Source organism: Roseibium marinum, from assembly GCF_002906165.1.
GTDB lineage: Bacteria > Pseudomonadota > Alphaproteobacteria > Rhizobiales > Stappiaceae > Roseibium > Roseibium marinum.
Genome location: NZ_PPCN01000018.1, coordinates 39,492 through 64,082, shown reverse-complemented (window position 1 = coordinate 64,082; position 24,591 = coordinate 39,492). Strand labels below are relative to the sequence as shown.

20 protein-coding genes are annotated in these 24,591 nt (G+C 61.9%); 12 read left to right on the top strand and 8 right to left on the bottom strand.

The genetic code is table 11. From position 1 onward, the window contains the following. The first annotated feature begins 15 nt into the window (after window positions 1-15). The 6 genes from CLV41_RS25755 to CLV41_RS25730 all read left to right on the top strand — a co-directional run bounded on the left by CLV41_RS25755 (window position 16) and on the right by CLV41_RS25730 (window position 6,535). Window positions 16-984 carry an ABC transporter permease gene (locus tag CLV41_RS25755; RefSeq protein ID WP_103225367.1) on the top strand — a complete coding sequence of 323 codons (969 nt, stop codon included), beginning with the start codon at window positions 16-18 and terminating at the stop codon, window positions 982-984. Further along, on the top strand, window positions 981-3,470 hold the full coding sequence (locus CLV41_RS25750) for an ABC transporter ATP-binding protein/permease (RefSeq protein ID WP_103225366.1): 2,490 nt from the start codon (window positions 981-983) through the stop codon (window positions 3,468-3,470). The genes CLV41_RS25755 and CLV41_RS25750 overlap by 4 nt, the downstream gene beginning before the upstream one ends. Then, window positions 3,470-4,693, top strand: coding sequence for a HupE/UreJ family protein (locus CLV41_RS25745; RefSeq protein ID WP_103225365.1), 1,224 nt, complete (start codon window positions 3,470-3,472; stop codon window positions 4,691-4,693). The genes CLV41_RS25750 and CLV41_RS25745 overlap by 1 nt, the downstream gene beginning before the upstream one ends. Before the next feature lies 1 nt (window position 4,694). After that, the gene (locus CLV41_RS25740; RefSeq protein ID WP_103225364.1) at window positions 4,695-5,297 is read left to right on the top strand and encodes a hypothetical protein; all 603 of its coding nucleotides are present in this window, start codon (window positions 4,695-4,697) and stop codon (window positions 5,295-5,297) included. After that, window positions 5,294-5,911, top strand: coding sequence for a hypothetical protein (locus CLV41_RS25735; protein ID WP_103225363.1), 618 nt, complete (start codon window positions 5,294-5,296; stop codon window positions 5,909-5,911). The genes CLV41_RS25740 and CLV41_RS25735 overlap by 4 nt, the downstream gene beginning before the upstream one ends. A 108-nt stretch (window positions 5,912-6,019) precedes the next feature. After that, window positions 6,020-6,535, top strand: a complete 516-nt coding sequence (locus CLV41_RS25730) for a hypothetical protein (RefSeq protein ID WP_103225362.1) — start codon at window positions 6,020-6,022, stop codon at window positions 6,533-6,535. Window positions 6,536-6,580: 45 nt separating this feature from the next. On the opposite strand, the gene CLV41_RS25725 is transcribed toward CLV41_RS25730, so the two are convergent. Continuing rightward, on the bottom strand, window positions 6,581-9,238 hold the full coding sequence (locus CLV41_RS25725) for an SH3 domain-containing protein (protein ID WP_103225387.1): 2,658 nt from the start codon (window positions 9,236-9,238) through the stop codon (window positions 6,581-6,583). A gap of 210 nt (window positions 9,239-9,448) precedes the next feature. Between CLV41_RS25725 and CLV41_RS25720 the strand changes: the two genes are divergently transcribed. Next, entirely contained in the window at window positions 9,449-9,880 is a 432-nt protein-coding gene (locus tag CLV41_RS25720; RefSeq protein WP_103225361.1) for a hypothetical protein, read from the top strand. A gap of 67 nt (window positions 9,881-9,947) precedes the next feature. Here CLV41_RS25720 and CLV41_RS25715 read toward each other — a convergent pair whose 3' ends face one another. Both CLV41_RS25715 and CLV41_RS25710 read right to left on the bottom strand, forming a co-directional pair. Next, on the bottom strand, window positions 9,948-11,072 hold the full coding sequence (locus CLV41_RS25715) for a Gfo/Idh/MocA family protein (RefSeq protein WP_103225360.1): 1,125 nt from the start codon (window positions 11,070-11,072) through the stop codon (window positions 9,948-9,950). 41 nt (window positions 11,073-11,113) lie between these two features. After that, window positions 11,114-11,824, bottom strand: a complete 711-nt coding sequence (locus CLV41_RS25710; protein ID WP_103225359.1) for a GntR family transcriptional regulator — start codon at window positions 11,822-11,824, stop codon at window positions 11,114-11,116. A gap of 229 nt (window positions 11,825-12,053) precedes the next feature. Here CLV41_RS25710 and CLV41_RS25705 point away from each other — a divergent pair, with 229 nt between their 5' ends. From CLV41_RS25705 to metG, 5 genes are all read left to right on the top strand, one after another. Continuing rightward, a complete protein-coding gene (locus CLV41_RS25705) occupies window positions 12,054-13,208 on the top strand; it encodes an LLM class flavin-dependent oxidoreductase (protein ID WP_103225358.1) in 1,155 nt (384 codons plus the stop codon). Next, window positions 13,208-14,098, top strand: a complete 891-nt coding sequence (locus CLV41_RS25700) for an aldo/keto reductase (RefSeq protein WP_103225357.1) — start codon at window positions 13,208-13,210, stop codon at window positions 14,096-14,098. Before CLV41_RS25705 ends, CLV41_RS25700 begins: the two co-directional genes overlap by 1 nt. Further along, window positions 14,098-14,613 (top strand): flavin reductase family protein, encoded by a 516-nt coding sequence (locus CLV41_RS25695; protein ID WP_103225356.1) that lies wholly within the window; start codon window positions 14,098-14,100, stop codon window positions 14,611-14,613. The genes CLV41_RS25700 and CLV41_RS25695 overlap by 1 nt, the downstream gene beginning before the upstream one ends. 161 nt (window positions 14,614-14,774) lie before the next feature. After that, window positions 14,775-15,770: a YeiH family protein gene (locus tag CLV41_RS25690; RefSeq protein WP_103225355.1), complete on the top strand. Its 996-nt coding sequence runs from the start codon at window positions 14,775-14,777 to the stop codon at window positions 15,768-15,770. 184 nt (window positions 15,771-15,954) lie between these two features. After that, window positions 15,955-17,475 (top strand): methionine--tRNA ligase, encoded by a 1,521-nt coding sequence (metG, locus tag CLV41_RS25685; protein ID WP_103225354.1) that lies wholly within the window; start codon window positions 15,955-15,957, stop codon window positions 17,473-17,475. Window positions 17,476-17,550: 75 nt separating this feature from the next. Here the strand turns inward: metG and CLV41_RS25680 are convergent, their stop codons facing one another. From CLV41_RS25680 to dapA, 5 genes are all read right to left on the bottom strand, one after another. Then, the gene (locus CLV41_RS25680) at window positions 17,551-18,021 is read right to left on the bottom strand and encodes a MerR family transcriptional regulator (RefSeq protein ID WP_103225353.1); all 471 of its coding nucleotides are present in this window, start codon (window positions 18,019-18,021) and stop codon (window positions 17,551-17,553) included. A gap of 227 nt (window positions 18,022-18,248) precedes the next feature. Beyond that, window positions 18,249-19,013, bottom strand: coding sequence for an SDR family NAD(P)-dependent oxidoreductase (locus tag CLV41_RS25675; RefSeq protein WP_103225352.1), 765 nt, complete (start codon window positions 19,011-19,013; stop codon window positions 18,249-18,251). A 159-nt stretch (window positions 19,014-19,172) separates the two neighbouring features. Further along, window positions 19,173-21,944 carry an autotransporter outer membrane beta-barrel domain-containing protein gene (locus CLV41_RS25670; RefSeq protein WP_170107320.1) on the bottom strand — a complete coding sequence of 924 codons (2,772 nt, stop codon included), beginning with the start codon at window positions 21,942-21,944 and terminating at the stop codon, window positions 19,173-19,175. 273 nt (window positions 21,945-22,217) lie between these two features. Next, window positions 22,218-23,252 carry an AraC family transcriptional regulator gene (locus CLV41_RS25665; RefSeq protein ID WP_103225350.1) on the bottom strand — a complete coding sequence of 345 codons (1,035 nt, stop codon included), beginning with the start codon at window positions 23,250-23,252 and terminating at the stop codon, window positions 22,218-22,220. A gap of 137 nt (window positions 23,253-23,389) precedes the next feature. Next, window positions 23,390-24,268: a 4-hydroxy-tetrahydrodipicolinate synthase gene (gene dapA, locus CLV41_RS25660; protein ID WP_103225349.1), complete on the bottom strand. Its 879-nt coding sequence runs from the start codon at window positions 24,266-24,268 to the stop codon at window positions 23,390-23,392. Between the last annotated feature and the right edge of the window lie 323 nt (window positions 24,269-24,591).

Genomic DNA, 24,591 nt, shown 5'->3' with positions numbered 1-24,591 from the left:
CGGGAGCCGGGCGCAATGGTCTACCTTCGCATCGTCCTGCAATACGCAGTCGTCCTGATCGTTGCGCTTTCGCTCAATTTCGCGCTCCCCCGCATTGCGCCGGGGGAGCCCATCGACTTTCTTCTTCCCGAAGACGTGCTCGCCAACATGAGCCAGGAAGAACATGCGCAGGTCATGAGGGAATTCGGCCTGGATCTGCCCGTCAGCACGCAATTCTCCAATTATGTCACCGGCGTCTTTTCAGGCGATCTGGGCACCTCGGTCAGCTACGGCATGCCGGTCTGGGAGGTGGTTCTGTCCCGCCTGCCCTGGACACTTCTCCTGATGGGATGGGCGCTGGTCCTCAGCGCCATTGCCGGCTCGGCGCTCGGGGTTGCCGCCGCGAAGCTGAAAGGCGGCAAACTTGACATCATGTCATTGGTCGGCGTGATGTTTCTCGGCTCGGCCCCACCCTTCTGGGTCGCCATGCTGCTCATCACCCTGTTTTCAGCCCATCTCGGCTGGCTGCCGTCCTATGGCGCGGCGCCCCTGACGGCGATGCCAGGATCCTGGGACTGGATTTCAGGCGTTGCCCTGCGGCTGATCATGCCGGTCACTGCGCTGACACTCTTCCAGACAGCCAACATCCTTTTGACCGCGCGCTCGGCCATGACAATCGCGCTCGGGCAGGACTACATCACCTTCGCCCGGGCCAAAGGGGCAAGCGAGAACCGAATATTCACCGCTCACGCCTTTAGAAACGCATGCCTGCCCATCTACACCAACATCATGATCGGCATCGGCAATCTGGTCGGCGGAGCTCTGGTGATTGAAACGGTCTTTTCCTATCCGGGCATCGGCAGCCTGATCGTCGAGGGCGTGGGCGCAAGGGATTACAACCTCCTGCAGGGCGTCTTTCTGCTGGCCACCCTGAGCGTTGTCCTGGCGAACCTCGCCGCCGATCTCGGCTATCCGCTTCTGGATCCACGCGCGAGGCGGGCATGAGCGAAACCGTCCTGTCCGATCGGTTTTTCGGCGCACCGAGCCGCCACCGCCTGACTGCTGAACAGGCGGTCCGCCTGACCGGTCTCGTCATCCTGACCCTGATGATTGCCGCGGCCGTCTTCGGCCCTATGCTGGTTCCCTACGGGGCACGGGAGATCGTCTGCCAGCCGTTTGCAACACCCTCAGCGGCGCATCTTCTTGGATGCAACGACGCCGGGCAGGATATCCTGGTTGGCGTCCTGACCGGCGGCCGCGTTTCGCTCAGTGTCGGCATCGTCACCGCCCTTCTGACAACAGCGCTCGCAACGTTCGTCGCCGTCGGAGCCGCCTATTTCGGCGGACTGATCGACCAGCTGGCCATGCGCGTCGTCGATGTGATCATGTCCCTGCCCTTCCTGCCATTGGTGATCGTCCTCGGCACGTTCCTTGGGGCGTCGCTGAGCGTGCAGGTTCTGGTAATCACGCTGGTCATGTGGGCACAGCCGGTGCGTGAGCTGCGCAGCCAGGTTCTCAGCCTGCGCGCCGCCGAGCACGTTCAGGCCGCGCGCGCAATGGGGGGCAAATTTGGCTGGATCGCGCGCAAGCACATCCTGCCGGATCTTGCACCGCTGATCGTGCCGCAATTCGTGCGCGTTGCCCATAACGCGATCCTGATCGAGAGCTCGCTCAGCTTTCTTGGCCTCGGCGATCCCCTGCGCAAGAGCTGGGGCACGATCCTTTTCCACGCCAACGCGCGCACCGCCTTCCTGACGGAAAGCTGGGTCTGGTGGATCCTGCCGCCCGGCATCGCGATTGCTCTTGCCGTCGTGGCCTTCGCACTGATGGGCTACGGAGTCGGCGACGATAAAACGCCCCGGGCCGACAGGAATGCCAAGGCGCTCGATGACGTTGAAAAAAAGGCGTCAGATGGCATCCTGTCGTTGCAAGGCGTGAGCATCGCGTACCGGACCGGAGATGGACCGGTTCCCGCCGTCAAGGACGTGTCCCTGGAACTGAGGCAGGGCGAACTCGTGGGACTGGTCGGTGAATCCGGATCCGGCAAATCGACCCTTGGCATGTCCCTGCTCCGGCTTTTGCCGCCTGCCGGGCGGATCACCGGCGGCGGTGTCTGGCTCGACGGGGAAAACCTCTTTAGTGCCGAAAATGCCAGGCTGCGCGCTGTGCGCGGCACCAGCATCGCGCTTGTTCCGCAATCGGCGATGAACGCGCTCAATCCGGTGCGCAACATCGGCTGGCAGATTTCGGAAGCTCTAAAGATCCATGGCAAGGAAGGCGGAACAGCCCGCGTTGCCGAACTTCTGCAACTGGTGCATATCGACCCGGCCCGCGCCGCGGCCTACCCGCATGAGCTTTCCGGCGGCATGCGGCAACGGGTGGTGATCGCCATCGCGCTTGCCAACGATCCCAAAGTGCTGATCGCCGATGAACCAACCACCGGTCTGGATGTGCTCGTTCAGGCTGAAATCATGGCGCTCTTCGCACAGCTTCGAGCAGAACTCGGCATTGCCATCCTGTTCGTCACCCACGACCTTCCGCTGATTGCCGCCGAGGCCGACCGGCTGGCGATCATGGAAAAGGGTGTCATCGTCGAAACGGGCAAACCCCGGGACCTGGAACAGCACGCCAGCCATCCGCACACCCGCGCGCTGTTCGCATCGATCCCCAAACTGCACGCCCCCCGGATCTGGCAGCGCCATCCGGCCGCCGGCGGCAAGATCCTGACGCTCGACAACGTCTCGATTTCCTTCAATGCGGGGTTTGCAGCCAGACTGCGGGGCGCAAAACCTGTCAATGCGCTGCGCGGTGTCTCCGTGGAGCTGCGCCGGGGCGAGGTTCTGGGGCTTGTCGGGGGGTCCGGGTCGGGCAAGACGACGGCAGCCAGACTGTCGCTCGGCCAGTACGCGCCGGACGAGGGTGCCGTCCTTTTCGAGGGCGAGCCCCTTCACAAAGCTTCCGGAACGCCGGTTCACATGATCTTCCAGGATCCGTATCAATCGCTGAGTGCGCGCATGTCCGTCATGGAAGCGGTGGCGGAGCCCTTGCGGATCGACGGCCGGCCCTGCAATTGCGCGGAGATCGCAACGGCGCTCCGCGAAGTCCACCTGCCCTGCGACGATGCATTCCTGAACCGCCGTGTCGGCTCTCTTTCAGGCGGGCAACGCCAGCGTGTGGCCTTCGCCCGGGCGCGGATCACACGTCCGCAGGTCATCCTCGCGGACGAGCCAACGTCGATGCTCGATCAGTCGATCCGCCTGGACATCCTGAACCTGCTGGAAGACATGCGCCGCGATCTGGGCACAAGCATCCTGTTCATCACGCACGACATCGTCCTGGCCCGCCACTTCTGCGACCGTGTGGCCGTCATGCGCGATGGCGTGATCGTTGAACTCGGCCAGGCCGACGATGTCGCCCTGACGCCCTCTCACGAATACACGAAGCAGCTCATCGATGCCGTCGAGCATCCCAGTAGCGCAAGGATAATCTAGTGCGCAAAATCCTTCTGACCATCTTCGCTCTGCTGCTGCCGGTCACCGCGGCCCTGGCCCATTTCGCCGGCAACAGCCAGTATCGGGTTTTCCTTCTTGACCGGGAAGAAGAGCAGCTCTTCATCAGGATTGCGGCTCCGCTCATCTTCGCGGAAGACCTCGCCGCACGAAAGCGGCCGGACGATCCGATCCGATCGGAATTCATTGAAGCCAGGGAGATCAACGGGCAATGGATCTACCGGCTGGACACTGCGGCCATTGCCGCAAGGCCGGACGCGTTCATGAACAAGATCGCGGGCGGGTACGAGATCTTCTCGGGTGGCAATTCCGTTGACCTGACACCGCAGTCTGTGGCGGTCCACCTGAAACAGGACCTGCCCCCTTTTGCGGATATCGGCGACGCCAGGGCAGCGCTCGGCGAAACGACGGGCATTGCCCCCTATATCGCCGATGCGGTGGTCGATATCTCGATTGCGCTCGGCCCGCTTTCGGAGACCGTCGCCATCCGCAACAGGCTGCCGGAGATCGATCTGCCTCTAGAGGTTTCCGTCGATAATCACTTCCTTGACTGGAAAGGCGGCGGCGTCGAACTGCGCGATGTCAGCGGACAATTGCTCGAACCCGTCATTCTGGAACGCAGCCTGCCAAGGACCATCGGCAGATATGTCGTCGAAGGCGTGAAGCATATTCTGGAAGGCCCGGACCATGTCCTCTTCGTGATCTGCCTGGTGCTCGCGTCCGCCTCCTTCTCCCGCCTGATCTGGACTGTTTCGGGCTTCACCATCGGCCACACGATCACGCTGATCGCAGGCTTCCTGGGCTTTGCTCCATCGGTCAACTGGTTCATTCCTGCCGTGGAAGCCGCTATCGCCGCATCCATCGTCTATGCGGGTGCCGTCGCGCTCCTTGGCCGGGCCCGGGGCCCGGGCATCGTCGTTACCGCTGGCCTGGGTCTTTTGCACGGTTTCGGATTTTCCTTCGTCCTCGCCGACGTGCTGGGCCGGCAGTCGCCGGACCTGATCCTGTCGCTTCTTTCCTTCAACATCGGCGTCGAGATCGGGCAGCTGGCAATCGTGGCCGTGGTCTTCGCCCTGCTTGGCCTCTCCAGCCGCGCCGGCGCTCATTACCCCAAGGCACTGAGATTGGCCGGTGCGTCGCTCGCCATCGTCATAGCGGCTTACTGGCTGATCGAGCGTGTGGAACTCATTGGAGACGTTATCTGACATGGGCAGGTTTTTGTGGCTGTTGAACACGCCGGACGGCGCGCCGAAATTCGTAAGCAAGATCGGCGGATATACATTCGATATCGACCAGCAATCGGCTTTCGGGTCCAGGGATCTTTCGGTCTATGACGGCATCGTGCTGACCATGCATTCGGACCAAAAGCATCTGCAAAGCGTATCGTCGCGGCTGGAGACGTTCCTTGAAGGCGGCGGTTCGATTGTTTTCAACGGACATATCGCCCATCCCTTCCTCCCCGGGATTTCCCCGTTTCGCCCGATCGCGCAGGAGGGGCTGGAAAGCCTCAGAATTCACATCGAGGAAGGCCATTCAGTGTTTGAAGGCCTGACCACCGACGATCTCACCTTTCAGCGCGGCGTCGCCGGCTTTTACAGCCGCGGCACCAATCCGCCGCCGGAAGGGGCCGAGGTTCTGACGACGCTTGGCGTCGATCGCGTACCGGTCGACTGGATTGCACATATCGGCAAGGGGCGCCTCTTCGTTCACACCGGCAACGACCTCTTTTCCTTCCTCCACCGCGCGGACCCGGAGGGCTTGAGCGTGCTGCACCGGTTCTTCAGTCATTTCGAAAGGAGCATCCGATGAGTTTCGTGGCAGCCATTGACGGCGGAACCTACTTCCACCACCGCACGCTCACCGAAGCGCCCTTCGAGAACTGCTTCGACGAGATCGTCTATATCGGCGACGTCGCAAAGACGGACCTGTCGCGTTACGACGTGCTTTTCCTGCCCTGCCGCCTGAACAGCCACCTGATCGAACCGCTCAAGGACCAGCTGGTCGCCTATATGAATGGCGGCGGCGTGCTGATCGCAATGGGCGAGATCTTTCCGGACCGCTGGCTGGAGGGCATCGAGTTCACGTCCTGCCAGACGAATTTCTGGTGGTGGATCACCGGCGAGAAAGGACCGGAACCACGGATTTCCAACCCGTCGCACGTTCTGATGAAAGACATGACGGCAAAGGCCGCCACCTGGCACCTGCACGGACATTTCGCCCCGAAGCCCGAGCAGGAATCTCTCATTGAAGACGACACCGGCGTCCTGATGTTCGAGGACAGGCAGAGCTATGCGCCCGGCCGTCTCATCGTCACCTCCCTCGACCCCTGTTATCACCACGGCTCACATTTCATGCCGGCAGCGACGCGGTTTCTGGAAGCAATGCTTCCAAGGCTCCGGGAACTCCAAAGCGCGCCGCGTTAAATTGAATTCAGAAAATCGCCCGAACGCATTTGCAATGCAAACGCTGCCTCGGGCGTCTTCCTGAACCCATGAATCCGCTTAAACGCGGCACGCTACAAGGAATAGAATATGGACAGCATTACGGTTCGCGAAAACGGACAGGACATAACCTTCAGCTTCAACGATCTCATGAAGTTTCACGGCCCCGGCTTTCCGGGCGGTGTCGTTCATGCGCTGAAAGCCATGCAGGCGGCATTTCCGCTTCTCGACAGTGCAGCGCCTGAGCGCCGGGAAGTCACGTTGCTGACTGCCTTTTCAGGCCCCGGCGGGCGCGATGCCATCGAGATGGTAACGCGCGCGGTCTCCGGAGACCGGTTCACCGTCGACAGGAGCCTTGGCGGTGCCGATATCATCAGTGAACCGCCTGGCCCCTATCTCTGGCGCTTCGGTTATCGCGACCGACGGGTCGAAGCCGTCATTCGTCCGGGACTTGTGCGCGAGGAATTCGTCCTTCTCGGCAAAAAACAGGACCGCTCCCTCGAGGAAGAAACACGCCTGACAGAACTGAAATACGAAATGGCTCACCGACTGCTGCCACTTGCAGGGAGCGAGGTCTACGAAACAGAAATTCTGAGCGCCAAGTGACCCTCAGCGCGGAATTCAGACGGCACTGCGTTGGGCCATGAGACGTCAGCGGCGGCGGCCACCGCCGCGCCGGATGGTCGTCGCCCCCTGGGGTTGCGGACGCGACCGCTGCACATTGCGCTGACGGTTGATCTGCTGATTGCCTACCTGGCGCGCCCTGCTGTCCCGGTTCAGATGCGCCGGAGCCTGCGGCCGTTGCGCCGGACGCTGCACATTCGGTCTTTGGACCGCAGGCGGCCTTTGCACAGTGGGCCTTTGCACAGTCGGCCTTTGAACGTTCGGGCGCTGTACCGGCCGCTGCACGTTCGGCTTTTGTATATTGGGCCGCTGTCCCGCCGGCAGGTTCGCCGGGCGCTGTACATCGGGGCGCTGAACATTGGGCCGATTGCCGGCATTCGGCCGGTTCTGGATCCTGTCACCGGCCGGGCGGTTCACCAGCGCCGCGCCCGCTCCGGCACCGATCGCGGCGCTCGCTCCAGGATTACCGAGCCTGTCCTGAATGTTTTCACGCGATGGGGCGGCGACATCTCCCCAGCGGCCACCCTCGAATTTCTGCCAGCTTTCGCCATCGCGGCGGTAGACCGCGCCGTCCCGTCCGGCAAAGACATCGCCGCGGCGGTCGAGATTGGCTACACGGCCGGAACTGCCGTCCTGCTGCCAGCGGTTCACGGCGCCGGCCTGGAGATCGCGGGTCCGCGACCATTGCGGTCCGGTGACGACGACCTTGCCGCCCCAGGAACCGTAGATGCCGCGCGCGCCACCGGCGACGACGCGGTTGCCGGTGCGTGGATTATAGGCGGAGATGAAGCCGGCGCTGCCGCGCGGCCCGCTGATCGCCGCCCCGCGGATATAGCCGCCGGTGCGGGGATTGTAGATGCCACCACCGGCAATGCCGCGCAGAGGGCCATAGGCGTAGCCGTAGCGGCCATAGGTGCCGCGCACCGGATTGTAGAAGGCGCCGATGCCGTAGGTCACGGGTCTTGGGAAATAGATCGGCCGGTAGCCGGGCCGGTACCAGGGCCGGTAATAGTAGCCCGTGCCATAAACGAAGACGCCCCAGGCCAGATATCCTGTCAGGTAGCCCATCGTATAGCCGTACCAGACCGCGCCAGGCTCGGTTTCATAGATCCGCACATAGGTGGTATTGTAGACCGGCGAGGACGGCGGGATGGTGTAGATCTCGTCAGGAACCGACGTTGCGACCACGAAAGGCCCTTCCGGGCTGTCGCCGACGAACCAGACACCATCCTGCAGCACATAGTATTTCGCGCCGACCTGAAGCACCTGATCATTGGTGTTGACCGCATAGGACATCGAGGTGCCCTCGATCGGCTCGAATTCCGGATCGCCCGCATAGGCGACATCCGTGCTGAGCGAGCCAACCTCCACCCGCGCCGTCGTCGGGATGCTGGCCTTCAGGCGGGCCTGGGAGGCTTCAGAGGTGCCGGGAATGGAGGCACGGACCGAATAATAGGGAGCGTCTTCCGGAATGTTGAGGAAATCGGACGGCATGTCCGGCGTGGTGAAGGACCATGGTCCATCGAGCGATGCCGATTTGAACCAACGGCCGGAAACCAGAATGTACCAGGTGGACGTGGATTTCAGGAAAAACACGTCGCTGTCCGTGTTGGACGCCCATTCCAGACCGGTGCCTTCGACCGGTTCGAGCTTCGGCTCACCTTCAAAGACGATCATTTCCGCCGGTTTGTCGGAATAGATGACTTTCGGTGCCACATTGTCCGGGAACGGTTCGCCCGGAATGGCATCGCGGGTCTCCTTCCAGTTGTCTTCATCCGGCAGGGTCTTGATCAGGTCGGGAAGTTCGGTGACCGGTTGCCAGCCCGCTGACACATCCTTCGTTGTCAGCCAGGCCTTTTCGTCGCGCAGATAGAGCTCTCCGGTTTCGTCGATCCTGAGGATGTCCCAGTTGGTGTTGACGACGAAACCGAGACCCTGCACGCCCTTGACAGGAGCAAAGATCGGCGCGCCCTCCGTCTGCACCAGGATGGCCGGCCCGGTGGACACGAAGACCGGCGGGGCGTCCGTGCCGAGCCCCTGAACGTCCTCCATGCGCTGGTATTCGGCGAGGCCTGCCGTGATCCGCTCCTCCTTCACCGTGATCGCGCCGGTCGGCATGATCTTGCCGACCTGCAGCGAGAGATCCGTCAGTGCTCCCCGGCCAAGCGCGGAAAAATCAAGCTTGGTGACCTGGAGTGCGCTGACATCGACCTCACCCCTGTCGGTATCCGCCACGGTCTGACCGCTCACGCCGATCACGCCGAAGACCGGCTTGGCATCCTTGTTTTCGAGATATTCGGCGGCAACCAGTGCCTCGAGGGTCTTGAAATTGTCCCAGGCGGTGAATTGCGGCTGATAAAGCACGAGCGTCGCGCCGGCATCCGTCCGGAACGAGCGAGGCCAGCCGGTCGTTTCCTCCGCTTCGGTCAATTGCAGGTACCGGCCGCTGACGAAGCCGTTCCGGCCGCCGTAGCTGATGGAACACCAGGCACCGCCGTCATCGCAGTCTTCGAGCTCCACCGCGGTGCCGTTCGCAACCGTGCCGAACGAGCCGTAGCCGGTTCCAGGACCTTGCCGGAAATTGACATTGGCCGTTGTAACGGCCGGCGCGGCCAGCACACCGTTCACGAGAACCGATTGAACCAGCAATGCCGAGGAGAGAAAAACGGAAACAGTCTTGCGCATGGGGCCTCCAAAGGCAGTCCGCGTCGGGCCAAAGAGGTCGCGCACGATGGCCATTTGCGGGCTGTCAGGAAGGCACCCGGACCTGTGATTTTATAACGCGGAGCTTCTATTCCCTGTGCGGCGCGTCACAGGTATTACTTTGGTAAAGTGTCAATCTGTCTGCAACATGACGTTGTTCAACAGACGCATTGAATCCAGGAGTTTACGAACATGCATATATCTCGCGGCTTCCTGACAGTCGCTCTGGCGGGACTGGCGTGCATCGGCTCCCTTGCCATCGCACCGCCGGAGCCGGCGCGGGCGGAACTCTTTTACTGCAAAAGCACGCGCACGCCGCAGGGCAACGAGCCCTATTGCAACTTCCTGCTTTTCGACAAGTCCTTTACCCGCCACAAGCAGGTCATCGTTGCCCAGGGCGCGGTCCGCGACGTCGATATCAATGGCAATTATGACGTTTTCTGCGTGCTGGTTCAAGGCCACACGGGCACACCCGACCAGTTCGACTACCGCAGGCAGCAATGCAGGCAAAGCGATACGGGACGGAACTATCAGTTTCCGATCAAGGCCCTGAACATGCGCCAGGGCCGCAACGGTTTCAGTTCCGATGCCGTTCAGAACCTGCTGCCTGCCCAGCGCTGGTAAAAGTCAACCGGCGCGACTTCCGCCACGCCGGCTGCCTATTTTACTTTTTCAGGGCGTTTTTTCCGCTTCAGCAAGCAACTGAGGAAAGCGCCTTTGCCGCCATCTGCACAGCCTGACCGGTGCGGGCGGACTGCTGGGCGGCGAGGCCCATTTCGACGGCGCGGCGGCCGTCTTCAAGCGTCACATCCGGAACGTCCTTTTCACCGCGCACCATCGCGGCAAATCCCGCGTGCTGATAGAAGGTCGAGCCGTTGTGGTCGCCCGCCTCGAGAATGGCCGGATCGACCGGAATGTCGATGCGGCGCGGCCCCTTTGGACTGCGCGGTGAAACGACGAGCATCGGTACGGGCGGATCGCCCAGATCCTCCGGCCAGAACCGCACAGGACCCGGCACGAATGCCTCGATCTTACCTTCCTGTCCGACTGCTGAGATTTCCTCCTGGTAACGCGCGCCTTCGGCGAACATGCAAAGCTCCAGCATGGCACGCGCGCCGTTCTCGAAATCGACGATCACATAGCCGTTGTCGAGCACATCCGGCCGCTCGCCGTCGTATGCTTCGTCCTTGTGATTGACGTCCTGTCCGGCCGACGCCATGACGCGCACCGGCTCGCATTTCATGATCAGCCGCATGAGATCGAAGAAATGGCAGCATTTTTCGACGAAAGTCCCGCCTGAATAGCGGTTGAACCGGTTCCAGGCACCGACCTTGTGCAGAAAGGGAAAACGGTGTTCGCGGATCGTCAGCATCCTGATGCCGCCGGTGACCTCTTCGGCCCGCGCGATCAAGGCCGCAATCGGCGGCATGTAGCGGTATTCCATCGCCACCCAGACCGGCGCCGGATAGGAGGCCTTGAAGGCTTCCAGTTCGGCCAGATCCTTCGGGTCCGTGAAGAGCGGTTTTTCGACCAGCAACGGCAGAGGGCGCTTCCTGCGGATTTCCTCCATCTGTGCAACATGGCAGTGGTTCGGGCTGGCGATCAGAATGCAATCCAGCGCGTCCACATCCAGCAATTCACCGACGGAGCCTGCAAATTCGGCGCCTGGCGCAAATTCAGCTGCGGCCCGGGCCATTGCCGGATCAGGTTCGAAAATCGCCGTCACCTCGGTATCCGGCAGAAGGGCAATGTTGCGCAGATGCTCCTGCCCCATCATGCCACAGCCGATCACCCCGTATCTTACCCTCGCAGGCATTCAAGTCCTCCTTGACAGGCAGGGGCTGTCCGCCCGCCTGGCTATTTCAACCGCTGTACGTAATGCGCCCTGTCCGTATCGAACCAGGTTCGCGAATATTCGACCGGCTTCGGCCGGTCCGCCCAGCTGAACCGTTCGATATAGCCGGTAACCGTTCCCGGCGGCTTTGAAAATTCGTCCGGCGCCCAGTCGGGAACCTTGCCGATGGTGACCCTGTCCTCGGCGCGGACGATCCAGAAACCGAGATGCCTTTGATAGAAACGGTAAAGGGAATCGGACAGAAACTCCCGTTTCACCAGACCCGCGTCACCGTCGAGCCAGATTTCCTCCACCGCGATGACGACATCGTTGAGATATCTGAGACGGCGGATGCGGGTTCCCTCGCCGCTTGTGCCGAAGTCCGGCAGATCCCGCGGTTTACGCAGCCTGTCCAGCTCCAGAACGCCGGCGCGCGGCAATCCGCCGCCCGTCAGCAGCTCCAGACGGAACATCGCGTAGACGCTGTCACCGGTGCCGCCCTGGCGTATGTAGTTACCCGAACCCTGAACCCGCTCGAGCAAGCCTTTTTCCGTAAGGTCCGCCAGCGCCTTGCGCAGGGTGCCGATCGAGATTCCCAGTTCCTCGGCCATGCCCCGCTCAGGCGGCAGCCGCTCTCCGTCAATCAGCCGTCCGGCGGCGATATCGCGGATCAAAAGCTCGCTGACCTGCACATATAAAGGCAGTGCATTGGAGGTTTGCGAGGCCATCGGCATGGCGGTCTGGTTGCCTGTCTTGTGAAAATTGATACACTATTGATTTACATCAAAACGGATGATATGCAAGAAGAAATCGAAGGCAAAATGAAGCCAATCGAAAACAAATGAAAACTCCGGTACGGCTGGCGTTCAGTGGAACACAGACAGGATGTTCCGGCATTTCGAGGACCGCTCACCCTGCCTTCAAGCGGCTCGCACAGGGCAGGTTCGTCCAGGGAGGCACTACATGACCGTTGTCCCGGTAACTTCGCCGGATCTCGATGCCGCGGAGGTGTCCTGGTTCGCGGCATTGTGCTCCGACGACTATCAGTTTCTGGGTGTACCGGAAGGCCATCTGCGGTCTTCCTGGGACCATTGTTCCGAGATCGTCAAGACCGCCGAGGATCAGGGTTTCCGCAACATCCTGTGCCCGTCCTCCTATCAGGTCGGCCAGGACACCCTGTCCTTTGTTGCCGGCTGCGCGCCGATTACCGAGAAGATCAATCTCCTGGCCGCTGTCCGCTGCGGGGAGATGCAGCCGATCATGCTGGCGCGCACCATCGCGACGCTCGACCACATGCTCAAGGGCCGCCTGACGGTCAACATCATCTCTTCCGATTTTCCGGGTGAACAGGCCGACAGTGGCTACCGTTACCGGCGCTCCCGGGAGGTAGTCGAAATCCTGAAACAGGCCTGGACGCTGGACGAGATCAACTATGAAGGCGAGATCTACAGCTTCAAGGGGCTGACCACCGACCCGGTCAGGCCTTACCAGACCGGCGGACCGCTGCTCTATTTCGGCGGCTACTCGCCGGCGGCGCTCGAGCTTTGCGGCCAGCACTGCGATGTCTATCTGATGTGGCCGGAAAAGATGGAAGAGCTGGAAGGCCGCATGAAGGCGGTCAATGCTGTGGCGGAAAATTACGGCCGCACCCTGGATTACGGCCTGCGCGTCCACATGATCGTGCGGGACACGGAAAAGGAAGCGCAGGAATACGCCGACTACATCGTCTCGAAACTGGACGACGACCAGGGAAAGGCCATCCGCGAACGCGCGCTCGATGCAAAATCCCTCGGCGTCTCCCATCAGGCGAAGAACCGCGAGATCGCCGACGAATTCGGCTATATCGAACCCAATCTGTGGACCGGTGTCGGGCGGGCAAGATCCGGCTGCGGCGCGGCGCTGGTGGGCTCCACCGATCAGGTCCTGTCGAAGATCGAGGCCTATCGGAAAATGGGCATCCGCGCCTTTATCTTCTCCGGCTATCCGCATATTGAAGAAGCGGAACATTTCGGTGCCCGGGTTATGCCGAACCTGAAGACCTGCTCGCTGCCGCATGTTTACGGCCGCGTTCCCGCCGGCACCCCGGCAACCCCGCTTGGCACTGGAGTACGCCGCTAATGGAACGCGTCAGGCTTTCCGAAAATCTCGAGTTGTCCCGCCTGATCTATGGCATGTGGCGCATCGGCAACGATGCGGACACCTCCCCTGATTATGTGGAGAAAAAGATCCAGATCTGCCTCGATCAGGGGATCACCACCTTCGATCAGGCGGATATCTATGGCGGCTATACCGCGGAAGCGGTGCTCGGAGGGGCGCTCAAGGCCAATCCCTCGCTGCGCGCGCGCATGGAAATCGTCACCAAATGCGGCATCGTCGCCCCCGCCGGACGCTACGCCGGCAAGACGTTGAAATACTACGACACCTCGCGCGCCCATATCGAGAAATCGGTCGAGACCTCGCTTGCCGACATGGGCATAGAGACCATCGATCTGCTGCTGATTCATCGTCCTGATCCGTTGATGGATCATCACGAAACCGGCGCCGCGCTCGACGCTCTGGTGAAGAGCGGGAAAGTGAAGGCCGTCGGCGTCTCCAACTTCCGTCCCTGGGACTGGGAGTTGCTGCAATCGGCGATGTCGACGCGACTGGTCACCAACCAGATCGAGATTTCCCTGAGGGAAATCTCGCCCTTCACCAATGGCGATCTCGCCTTTCATCAAAGGCTCGGCACACGGCTGATGGCCTGGTCGCCGCTCGGCGGCGGCGCGCTGATTTCGCAAGGCGGCCGGCTCGGCGCCGTCCTGGATGAACTGGCGGGAAATCATGGTGTTGACCGCTCGGAGGTCGCCGTCGCCTTCCTGCTGGCGCATCCGGCACGGATTCTACCGGTCCTGGGCACCAATAATCCGGAACGAATCGCCCGGATCTCCGATGCGCTGAAAGTCAAACTGGATCGCGAAACCTGGTATCGACTTTATGAGGCGGCCCTCGGACAAGAGGTGCCCTGATGACCATGCAGACTGCAAATCATCCCGTCACCTTCGAGCCCGATGCCGAAAACACCCGCCTGCTGCGGGATGCCTTCGGCCGCTTCGCCACCGGCGTCACAATCGTGACCACCGGATCGGTGGACGGTCCCGTCGGCATCACCGCCAACAGCTTTTCCTCCGTGTCCCTCGAGCCGCCGCTGGTTCTGTGGATGCTGGACAAGGGCTCTCGGCGGTTCCGCTATTTCGAGACCGCCGAACACTATGCCATCCACGTCCTCAGACGAGAGCAGGCCGAGGTGTGCAACGACTTTGCGCGCAATGCCCATGCCTTCGACCAGCTGAGCTATGCGGTGGACCAAAACGGCGTGCCGCTGATCGAGAACTGTCTGGCGCGTTTCGAATGCAAACGTTTCACGGCCTATGAGGGCGGCGATCATCTGATCTTGCTGGGAGAAGTGTTGCAGGCGGAAATGCGCACGGGAGATGCGCTTACCTTTTTCGCGGGCAAGCTGGGGCAAATCGCACCGCAATAAGAACCGGCATCGGGACGGCTGAATGCCCCGGACAGACATGCAGATCCAGGGTACAGATCGGGCCGGCCTCCGTCACCGCCCCTCCTTTCGGCATTCCGGACAAGGTTGCGAGCGGATTGCCGATTGACCATTAGCCGCGGATCAGAAGTTAGGGAAACCAGATGGTTGAACCTTTGAAGGACAGGGCGAATGTCCTGTTTCCCGGAATTGCCCTTGCCGGGCTCGTGGCGATCGCGGCTCAGTTCCTGAATGAGCATTACGGCGCCCCGGCCATGCTGATGGCAATCCTGCTCGGAATGCCGCTGAACTTTCTTTCCGAGGAAAAAAGAACCGCCGAAGGGATCGCGTTTTCCGCCCGGGCGCTGCTGAGGCTCGGGGTCGCCTTGCTCGGCGCGCGCATCAGCGTCGAAATGGTGCAGGCTCTTGGCCTGCCCTTTCTGGCGCTTGTCGTTCTGGGCGTACTGGCGACCATCGGATTCTCGCTTCTGATCGGCGGGCTTTTTGGCCGGGACCGGCTGTTTTCGTTTCTCACCGGCGGTGCGGTGGCGATCTGCGGGGCATCCGCGGCGATGGCCATCGGGTCGATCCTGCCGAAGCGCGAGAACGGCGAACGGGATCTCGCCTTCACGGTCATCACCGTGACCGTGCTGTCGACACTGGCGATGATCTTCTACCCGATCCTGACGAGCTCTCTCGGGCTTACCACCGACGCGACGGGTGTGTTCCTCGGCGGAACGATCCACGATGTGGCCCAGGTGGTCGGCGCCGGATTTTCGATTTCCGAGGAAACCGGGGATCTGTCGACCCTGGTCAAGCTGATCCGCGTCACCATGCTCGCCCCTATCGTGCTGGTGGCCGCACTGGTGCTGCGCAAGGGCGCCGCACCCGATGCCACCCGTCCGCCGCTGGTACCGGGTTTTGTGATCGCGTTCCTGGTGCTGGCCACCTGCAATTCCTTCGGCCTGATACCGGACGCCGCCAAGGAAACCGCCGGTCATGTCTCGCGCTGGGCGCTGCTGGCCGCCATTGCCGCGGTCGGCATGAAGACCTCGATCCCCAAACTCCTGGAGGTCGGCGGCCCGGCCATCTGGATGATGCTCACGCAGACGGTGTTTCTGGCGCTGTTCGTGCTCGGCGGCATCTGGCTGATCGGATAAGCGGCGGCATCTTTTCCCGCTGGCATCGATACCCCATATCAGGGAAGGAACCCCGGCCCTTTTCCAGGTCCGGGGCTTTTCTTGTTGAGGCGAGTGTGGAATATAGCTCGCACCCTACTTCGCGGACCGGCGGCTGGCCCGGTCCGACCGACTTCATGCCGCCCGGAAATTCGAAAGCGCCTGGATGAAAAGCTACATCACGACCCCGATCTACTACGTCAACGGTTCTCCGCATATCGGTCATGCTTTCACATCCGTCATGGCCGATATCCTGAAACGCAACCGCGTGGCGCTGGGATACGAGCTGATGCTGTCCACCGGCGTGGACGAACATGGCCAGAAAAACCAGGAAGCCGCCGCCGAACTCGACATGTCGGTGACGGACTACCTGGAGATGCGCGGCAAGGAATTCCGGGACGTGTTCGACCGTCTGGGCGTCGCCTACGATTATTTCGTGCGCACCAGCCGGGAGGGTCACAAGACGGCCGTTGCAGGCATGGAACAGGCGATCTTCGACAAGGGCCTGATCGTCAAGAAGCAATATACCGGCACCTACTGCAAGGGCTGCGAGGAGTTCAAGAAAGAGTCCGACCTGACCGAGGACGGCCAGTGCCCGCTGCATCCGACCATGAAGGTGGAGCAGACCGACGAGACCAACTACTTCCTGATGATGGAGCCGTTCCGCGAGCGACTGCTGCAGCATATCGCCGACAATCCGGATTTCGTGCAGCCGGAAGCCTTCCGCAACGAGTTGAAGCAGATGCTGTCCGAGCCGCTGGAAGACCTTTGCATCTCGCGGCCGAAGGCCCGTGTGACGCTCGGTGTCGATCTGCCCTTCGATACGGACTTCGTGACCTATGTGTGGTTCGACGCTCTCGCCAACTACCTCACCAATATCGGCTGGCCGGAAGAAGGCTATGAGGACTGGTGGGCGGAGTGCGAACACCTGATCGGCAAGGACATCCTGAAGCCGCATGGCGTCTACTGGCCGATCATGCTGATGGCCGCGGACCTGCCGCTGCCGAAGAAACTGTCCGTGCACAGCCACTGGGTCGGCGCCGGCGGCATGAAGATGTCGAAATCCATCGGCAATGTCGTCGATCCGATCGAGGTGATCGACAAGCTGGGCGTCGATGCGCTGCGCTGGTATCTGGCCCGTCACATGCGCGCCGACAGCGACAGCCAGATATCCGTCGACCTGATCACCCAGACCTACAACAGCGAACTGGGCAACAAGGTGGGCAACCTCCTGTCGCGGGCGGCGAAATTCTCCAAGGCGCGTTTCGACGGCAAGCTGCCCGCCCCCGGTCCGCTTAACGCCCAGGACGAGGTGATCCGCAAGTCGGTTGTCGAAGCGACCAGTGGCATGAGCGCGTGGATGAACCTCGCCGACATTCCGGCGCGGGCGCAGGCGATCATCACGGTGTCCGACGAGATGAACAACTACTTCGCCGAACAGGCGCCGTGGGATCTCATCAAGAACGAGGAAACCCGGGAACGCTGCCAGACAGTGATCTACGTGACCCTCGACTGCCTGCGCGTCGTCATGGAAGCCCTGCTGCAGATCATCCCGGGGTCGGCGGGTAAGGCACTGGACATGCTGAACGCACCGGAGGCCGCCTGCCCCTGGAAACCGGAGCTCGACAAGCTTCAGGGCGACAGCGACCTCAACGAGATCGAGACGCTGTTTCCCAGGGTTCAGTAATATTTTGCGTAAATTCGGCGGCTGCTCTGTCATGCGGGGTCGCCGGAACGCCACATGCCGGGAAAAACAGACCCCTCAGCGCCCGGCAGCGTGAGGATCAGTCTCCATCGGCACTCGTGTCCCCGCACGGGAAAGACGAACAGGAAGAGGACCATCAGATCCAACAGGGTGCGGGTCGTTCTCTTCGCTCCGGATCGAAAGGGCCTCCCGGAACGTGGCGAGACGGTCGAGAACGGCTTGCCGTTTTTCGTCGAGATCGGCTCTGAGGCGATCGATCTGCTCGAGCTTTTTCATGAGTTGCGGAATGCCGCCCTCGCAGGGTCCCGCGCCCTCGTCGGAGAGGCAGGCCGCCATCGCGCGGACCTCGCGGGTTGAAAAGCCCGTGTCGATGAGATCGCGGATCCGGCCCGCGCGGCGCAGGTCGGCGGCGCCATAGCTGCGATAGCCATTTTCCGAGCGGCGAGTTTCCATGAGGCCCGACTTCTCATAGTGGCGCAGCATGCGCTCCGTGATTCCAAGCCGTTCGGCTGCTTCCTTGATCTGCATTCCGGCTCCTTTCCACGCGGTTCCGTAGCGTGTCGCATTCAAGCGGATTCAGGGTTTCCTGAATTCAATTGAATGCGACACGATCTAGCACCTTGACACTAGTGTCAGGGTCAACCCTCATTTTCAAGAAGGCGATCGCACAAGCTGCTCTGACGGTAAAGCGGCTGGCTTCCCTCTCCCCATCAAGGGGAAGGGAAGCCGTGAGTTTCAGCGTTCGGAAAAAAAGCCTAGCTCCTCAGCGACCAGCCGCCGTCAATGGTGATCACCTGTGCGGTGAGCCATTCATTGGCCGAACTGCCGAGCCTCAGGATCCACGGCACAAGATCGGAGGTCACCCCGCGCCGTCCCAGCGGGACCTGTGCAGCCTCGGTTTCCTCTATGGATTGCGCGACTTCGGCGGGCAGACCCATCATGCCAGTCAGGGCGCCGCTCTTGACGGGGCCGGGAGAGACGGCATTCACCCTGATACCGTCCTGTGCAAGTTCGATGGCCCAGGATCGGGTCAGATGCTCAAGCGCCGCCTTGGTGGCCGCATAGTGAGCCAGACCCGGCGCCGCGTTTCGAGAAATCGCTGTTCCGATATTGACGACCGCGCCCTTCGTCTCCCGCAACGCCGTCTGCGCCTCCTTCAAGAGAAGCGACGGGGCAACGATGTTGACCGCGCAGATGTCCGCGATTGTCTCCGCATCGTAGACATCGATGGCGAGCGGTTTGCCGGCCCCGGCATTGTTGACGATCAGATCCAGTCTGCCCCAACGGGCCATCGCCGCCTCGACAATGCGCCTGCCGCCGGCCGGGTCGGCGCTGTCGGCCTGGACCGCCTCGATTGCCGCGCTTCTGCCGGCAACCCCGTCAAGCTTCGCCTCATCACGTCCCGTGATGACCACATTCGCTCCGCGCTCGATCAACGCCAAAGCCGTGGCTTGCCCGATGCCGGAGCTTCCGCCCGTTACGATTGCGACCTTGCCCTGCCAGTTCGTCTGTTCACTCATTCCGGTTCGCTTCCCTGATTGACACGTGCGCTCATGCGCCTCGTGCCGGTCCTAGCGGATTGACGCTAGTGTCAGGGTCAAGACCGAATTTCAGGGTGCCAGTTGAGTGAATGCCGCCCTGAGTTTGCCGGCGGCCTAAGGACTTCAGGAAACCCCGCGCTAGAACCGTGCGGAGAATTTCGCGTTGAAGCCATGGTTCTGCGACTTTTCGCCGAGCTCACCATGATAGCTGACGTCGAATCTTGCTCTTTCGCCCAGGCCGAAAATCAGACCCGTCTCGACAAGGGCCGTGTCGCGGTCGAGCGGCGTGCCGCTGATCTTGAAGCCGTCGCCGGTGGCAAAGCGCATTGTCGAGGTGGCAGCCGGATCGCCAAGGACATGAGACCAGCCGACAGAACCGCTGAGCGAGGCGGTAACATGATCGCCGGCGGCCACCTGCCACTCGGTCCGCAGGCCGAGAGTGGTGACGCCGAGGGTCTGCGATGTGGCGTCGACGGAGAGAGCCGAAGCACCGCCGGTCTCCGTGAAGGCATCGCTGCGCTGATGGATCAGGGCGACGCCCGCGAACGGCTCGAACCGGGCGGCACCGGTGCCGAAGGAATAGCCGGCCTCGCCGAAGAGCTGTGCGGTGGCGGCGTTATAGTTCGCGCTTAATGTGTTCGTCAGCGTTCCGGCGGTCGCGTTGCGGCTGGTAGAGACGTCATGGAGGGTGTAGTTGGCGCCCATCCGCAGGCCCAGCGGGCCAAATTGACGGCCTGCATAAGCGCCAAGCATGTAGCTTCCGGCATCGCCTGACGATGCACGGGCATCGACATCGAAGCTGGTATTGCCATAGCCGGCCATCACACCGGTGCGCCAGCCAGCCAGGATTTCCATGTCCGCGCCCAGGACCATGCCGCCACCGGAATGGTCCATGGTACTTGCATTGCCGTCGCCGCCAATCCTGCCCCAGTTGCCATAGGCCTGGCCCCAGGCGACTGCCCGACCGGAGGCCGCGGGAGCTTCGCCGGGACCATTGAAGGCGATCATTGGCATATCGCCGGAGGCCACGCTGTCAAAGGCTCCGCGAATGCGCTCGCCCACGGCATCGCGGGCAACGCTGCTCTGCTGGATAAGAAGGGTGTTTGTGGAACTATGCACCTCGCCCGACAGGGAATCGAAGGCGGATCGGGCATCCGCCTCGCTCAGGACAACCACCGCGTCATAGACCGCATTGCCGGCACCCAGGCTGCTGACACCGCCCGCGGCCCCACGTTGGTTCGCGGTCTTCGCGGCAGAGGCGAAGCTTGACGCATTACGCGTCAACTCGAGGGTGACCTTGTTGGCACCATAGCCAAGGGCGGCGTCGAGGAAAGCGAAGTCCTCGCTGACCGAACCGAAGGTGCCGGTGACACCCGCCCCCCCGGTCAGGATCGTGTAAGTGGTGGTCGGGGCATAGGTGGAGCCGTCATCGGTGCCGTTTTCCGCCGACACTTGGACGGTTGCGCCACTGTCGATGGTCACGGTGCCCGTGGCGGCGATCTTGTCGGCATTGCCGTCCTTGTCGACCTCGACCGCGTAGGTGGAGCCTGCGGCAAAGCTGGTATTGCCGGTGACATTGAGCGTGCCGATGGAATTGCCCGGCGCAACCGTGCTGCCGGAGTTCGCCGTCAGTGCGCCGACAGTCCCCGAGCCGTTCAGGGTGCCACCGTTCAGGGTTACCGCGCCCGCGCTGCCGTTGACTGTGAGTGCGCCGCCTGAGACGGTAATCCCGTTGGAGAAGGCCCCCGTGGAGGAAATCGAAAGCGTCCCCTCACCCGATTTCGCAAGCCCGTCCCCGCTCAGGTTTCCGGTGAGCACAAGCGTACTGGAGCTCGCTGCGGCAATCGAAAGGCCGCCCGTGTTCGGATCGATATCGCCCGACAACGTCCAGCTAGATCCCTCCGTCAGGCTGAGCGTGGCGACGCCGGAAAAATCTGCGTCTTCAGTCCCGGACCCGTCCAGTTCCAGCGTGCCGTCCGCCGTTCCCAGATAGACGTCCCCGGTCAAGGCGCTTCCGCTGTACATCTTGAGGGTATTGCCGGAGTTCTCAAGATAGATCGCATGATTCCGGGTCGTGCCATCGCCGCTCAGCCCCCCCGAGACCGTTCCGCGATTGACGATTTCCACCGCGCCGAGGCCCGCGCCGACCAGATGAATGCCGATGCCGCCGGTTCCATGAGACCCGACATTTCCCCCGCCGCTTCCCGCGCCTCCAGCGCCACCGCTCCCGCCGGCGATCACAGTGGAGGAGCCCGAAAGTTCGACACGTGTCATGGCCGAGTTGATCAGGAAGCCGTCACCGCCGTCACCGCCGTCACCACCGTCCGTCGCAGCGAGGTTGTAGGCGGTCGTACCACCGGCACCGCCGGCTCCTCCGGTGAAGCTGGTTGCGCCGAAAACCTGCGTCGCGGCCGCCGATGCCTGTGCAGCTCCACCGTTGGTCCCGTCGCCTCCCGGGGTGGAGACAGGCGTGAAGGTAACAGGCGCACCGGGTAAGTTTAACCCGGCCGCGGACAACGGGAGTCCTCCAGCGTTGGCCACCACCACGGTGGTGTTCACGTCTTCCGGGGTAATGCTCATGGTGTCGTTGGAACCGGTTTGGGTGACTGTCGCCCGAACGCCGTCGATGGCGTCAATCTCGGCGGCCAGCTCCTGCAGCGTGTCCCCCGTAAAGATCGATATGAAGACGGCAGGCGAACCATTGACGGATACAGAGATTTGATCGCCGCTGCTAATGATTGCCACAGCGGTCAAGTCCGTTGTGTCGAAATCCAGGCCGGTGGTCAGGGTGGTCACGACCAGCGTGTCGTTGAGGCCGATTGATGACCCGTTTGTGCCGTTCGCGCCGATCACGGGCGATGCCGCCTGCCCCCCGGCCGGGAACAGCGAAACCGCGGCAACGGACGCCATGGCCCAGGCGTATGGTGACCGGTACCGGGACCTACGAGTGAGCGATGGGTCCATTGGTCTTGCGGTGCTGTCCCCTGGCTGCAAGAAACGGTTGGCGTCATTCAAGTTTCGGGCCTGAGGCGGCACAGCTTTTTCGGACGACAAGAATTTTTTCCTCAGGCTAGCGTGAGGGACTCTGCGTTCCCTCGTCCAAGTTCTTTGCGCGCACACTAGAGTCATTGCCCGACGCCAGCTATCCGATTTCGGCAAAACAGAGACGGTTAAATAAAATTTTCACGAAGCGAGCGTCATTGAAGGCATTTCGCCGAACATGAGCCTGTAATCTCCGGCAAAGCGGCCGAGATGCAGGAAGCCATAGCGCATCGCCACCTGGGTGATCGTGACATCCTGCGGATCAGACGCGGCAAGCACCGCGCGGACGCGGCTCAACCGGCGGGCCCGCAGATAAGCGACCGGAGACAGGCCGACATATTCGCGGAAGGCATAGCGCAGGGTCCGTTCGGACACGCCGAGCGCCGCGCAGATACCGACGAGTGTTGGCAGCTCGCCGGTATCAAGGCTTTCATCGACGAAGGATCGGGCCGTTCGCCCGATCTGCAAAGCGCGCAGACGTTCGTTGATCGTCGGTGCGATATCTTCTTCCGTGACGGTGGCTATTTGCAGGACAGTCTGCAAAAGATGGCCGCGCACGACATCCGGATCCAGCGGCGCGCCACGCCCGGCAGCCTCCCGGGCCGTCCGGAGCCAGAGATCGACGGCGCTCTTGAGTTCGCTTCGCCGGCAGGCGGTCAGCGGCACGACGCCTTTCGGAGGCTTTTCCCAGAACCCCGGATTGAGGATCCGTGCGCCTTGCAGGAATTGTTCCTGGCTGAAGCCGACATAGGCGGTCTCGCCTCCCGCGGGAACAAATACGTCGAACTCGACGTTCCCGGGCATGAAGAAGATCGTTTCGCCCTCTTCGGCGCAATGTTCGGCAAACCTGGACCTCCGAGCTTTCATGCAGAAGGACAAGGTGCAGAAGTCAGGCGGCGTGGCGCCAAGTTTGTGGATCGATGTCTCCTGGCGCTCGCGGACAACCTGGTGCGTTCCAAGATCAAGGCTGTCCAGCCGCGCCACTGTGCCGCCATGACTGAGCTGATGGCACTCCATCTCGACCCAGGGCTGAAGCAGCGCCTGGACGGCCGGGTCCTCGATCACTGCGGACTGAAAGACACCGTTCTCGCTGGCCGACTTGCCAGTCCCGTCCGTGCCGCTCAGGATCGCCGGAGCTTGCCGGTCCACTATGTCTTCCGGCGTTCGCTTCGGCATCTTGGCTGTCTCACGGGAGAAAATCGCTCTCAAGCTTGGCGGCCTCGCAGATCAAGAAGCGGCGAATCTCATGTAAATATCACCAATGCCGAAAATTACAAATTCCACCAATACTGGCATAAGGCGAAGGCGGAAGCTCAGATCAACCCGGCGGTTTCCATGGCCCGGTCGATTGCCAGCCTCGTTTCCCCGGTGACCGGCGTGAGCGGCAGGCGGACGTCCTCGCGGCAATGCCCCAGTTTCGCGAGCGCGTATTTCACGCAGGCCGCGGGGGGCTCGAGAAAGACCGCCGCATGCAGGGGCAGCAGGCGGTCCTGGTAGTCCCGGGCCAGGCCCAGATCCTCGGCAAGGGACGCTTTCTGGAATTCGGCGCACAGGCGCGGCGCGACATTGGCGGTGACCGAGATGCAGCCCCGCCCGCCATGGGCATTGAACCCCAGAACGGCGGCATCTTCGGCGCTCAACTGAATAAAGGACTTGCCGCAGAGCGCGCGCTGCTGACTGACCCGCTCCATGCTGCCGGTGGCGTCCTTGACGCCAATGATCCTGGGCCAGCGGGCCATCTCGGCCATGGTCTCGGGCAGGATGTCGATCACGCAACGGCCGGGAATATTATAAAGGATGATCGGCAGCGTGCTGTTGTCGTGCAGGATCCGGTAATGGGCGAGCAGCCCCGCCTGGTTGGGCTTGTTGTAATAGGGTGTCACGACGAGCGCGGCATCGGCACCGGCAGCTTCCGCTGCCTGAAGCATGTCGAGGGATTGCGCTGTCGCATTGGAGCCGGTGCCCGCGATAACCGGCACGCGGCCGTTCACCAGCTCCACGACCCGTTTGATGAGATCCTTGTGCTCGTCCTTGGAGACCGTCGGGCTTTCGCCGGTCGTGCCGACGGCAACGATGCCGTGGCTGCCTTCTTCAATGTGCCATTCGACGAGACGCTCAAGCGCCTCGAAATCCACCTTGCCGTCCCTGAAGGGCGTTACAAGCGCGGGAATGGATCCTCTGATGTCCGGCATGGAACCTCCCTGAATTGAGCTGACACGGTCGGGCGCAGCTCTGCGTCACCTGTTCTTTCTGTTCCAAGCTGTGACATCAAAGAGGGCTGCATGGCAACCATGCCCGGCGAAGGGCAAGCCAATCTGTCTTGAACCAACGTGATGGCGGCGCGTTTCCAACAACGCGCTTTCGGTGCGCGAAGTTCGGTCAGCGGAAATCTCACGCCAATGTGAAGAGGCGCTGCAATCAATCCTGACACACCCTGTCAGGATTGGTTTTCTATTTTCCCAGCCATCGATCGGGAACTTTCCCGCGTTTGAAAAGTTCAAAATAACACCTGAAA

Bases quoted from the DNA above. Each gene is read 5' to 3' on its own strand.
- CLV41_RS25755 (WP_103225367.1), top strand. From the start codon at position 16: ATGGTCTACCTTCGCATCGTCCTGCAATACGCAGTCGTCCTGATCGTT.
- CLV41_RS25750 (WP_103225366.1), top strand. From the start codon at position 981: ATGAGCGAAACCGTCCTGTCCGATCGGTTTTTCGGCGCACCGAGCCGC.
- CLV41_RS25740 (WP_103225364.1), top strand. From the start codon at position 4,695: ATGGGCAGGTTTTTGTGGCTGTTGAACACGCCGGACGGCGCGCCGAAA.
- CLV41_RS25735 (WP_103225363.1), top strand. From the start codon at position 5,294: ATGAGTTTCGTGGCAGCCATTGACGGCGGAACCTACTTCCACCACCGC.
- CLV41_RS25730 (WP_103225362.1), top strand. From the start codon at position 6,020: ATGGACAGCATTACGGTTCGCGAAAACGGACAGGACATAACCTTCAGC.
- CLV41_RS25725 (WP_103225387.1), bottom strand. From the start codon at position 9,238: ATGCGCAAGACTGTTTCCGTTTTTCTCTCCTCGGCATTGCTGGTTCAA.
- CLV41_RS25720 (WP_103225361.1), top strand. From the start codon at position 9,449: ATGCATATATCTCGCGGCTTCCTGACAGTCGCTCTGGCGGGACTGGCG.
- CLV41_RS25715 (WP_103225360.1), bottom strand. From the start codon at position 11,072: ATGCCTGCGAGGGTAAGATACGGGGTGATCGGCTGTGGCATGATGGGG.
- CLV41_RS25710 (WP_103225359.1), bottom strand. From the start codon at position 11,824: ATGCCGATGGCCTCGCAAACCTCCAATGCACTGCCTTTATATGTGCAG.
- CLV41_RS25705 (WP_103225358.1), top strand. From the start codon at position 12,054: ATGACCGTTGTCCCGGTAACTTCGCCGGATCTCGATGCCGCGGAGGTG.
- CLV41_RS25700 (WP_103225357.1), top strand. From the start codon at position 13,208: ATGGAACGCGTCAGGCTTTCCGAAAATCTCGAGTTGTCCCGCCTGATC.
- CLV41_RS25695 (WP_103225356.1), top strand. From the start codon at position 14,098: ATGACCATGCAGACTGCAAATCATCCCGTCACCTTCGAGCCCGATGCC.
- CLV41_RS25690 (WP_103225355.1), top strand. From the start codon at position 14,775: ATGGTTGAACCTTTGAAGGACAGGGCGAATGTCCTGTTTCCCGGAATT.
- metG (WP_103225354.1), top strand. From the start codon at position 15,955: ATGAAAAGCTACATCACGACCCCGATCTACTACGTCAACGGTTCTCCG.
- CLV41_RS25680 (WP_103225353.1), bottom strand. From the start codon at position 18,021: ATGCAGATCAAGGAAGCAGCCGAACGGCTTGGAATCACGGAGCGCATG.
- CLV41_RS25675 (WP_103225352.1), bottom strand. From the start codon at position 19,013: ATGAGTGAACAGACGAACTGGCAGGGCAAGGTCGCAATCGTAACGGGC.
- CLV41_RS25670 (WP_170107320.1), bottom strand. From the start codon at position 21,944: ATGGCGTCCGTTGCCGCGGTTTCGCTGTTCCCGGCCGGGGGGCAGGCG.
- CLV41_RS25665 (WP_103225350.1), bottom strand. From the start codon at position 23,252: ATGCCGAAGCGAACGCCGGAAGACATAGTGGACCGGCAAGCTCCGGCG.
- dapA (WP_103225349.1), bottom strand. From the start codon at position 24,268: ATGCCGGACATCAGAGGATCCATTCCCGCGCTTGTAACGCCCTTCAGG.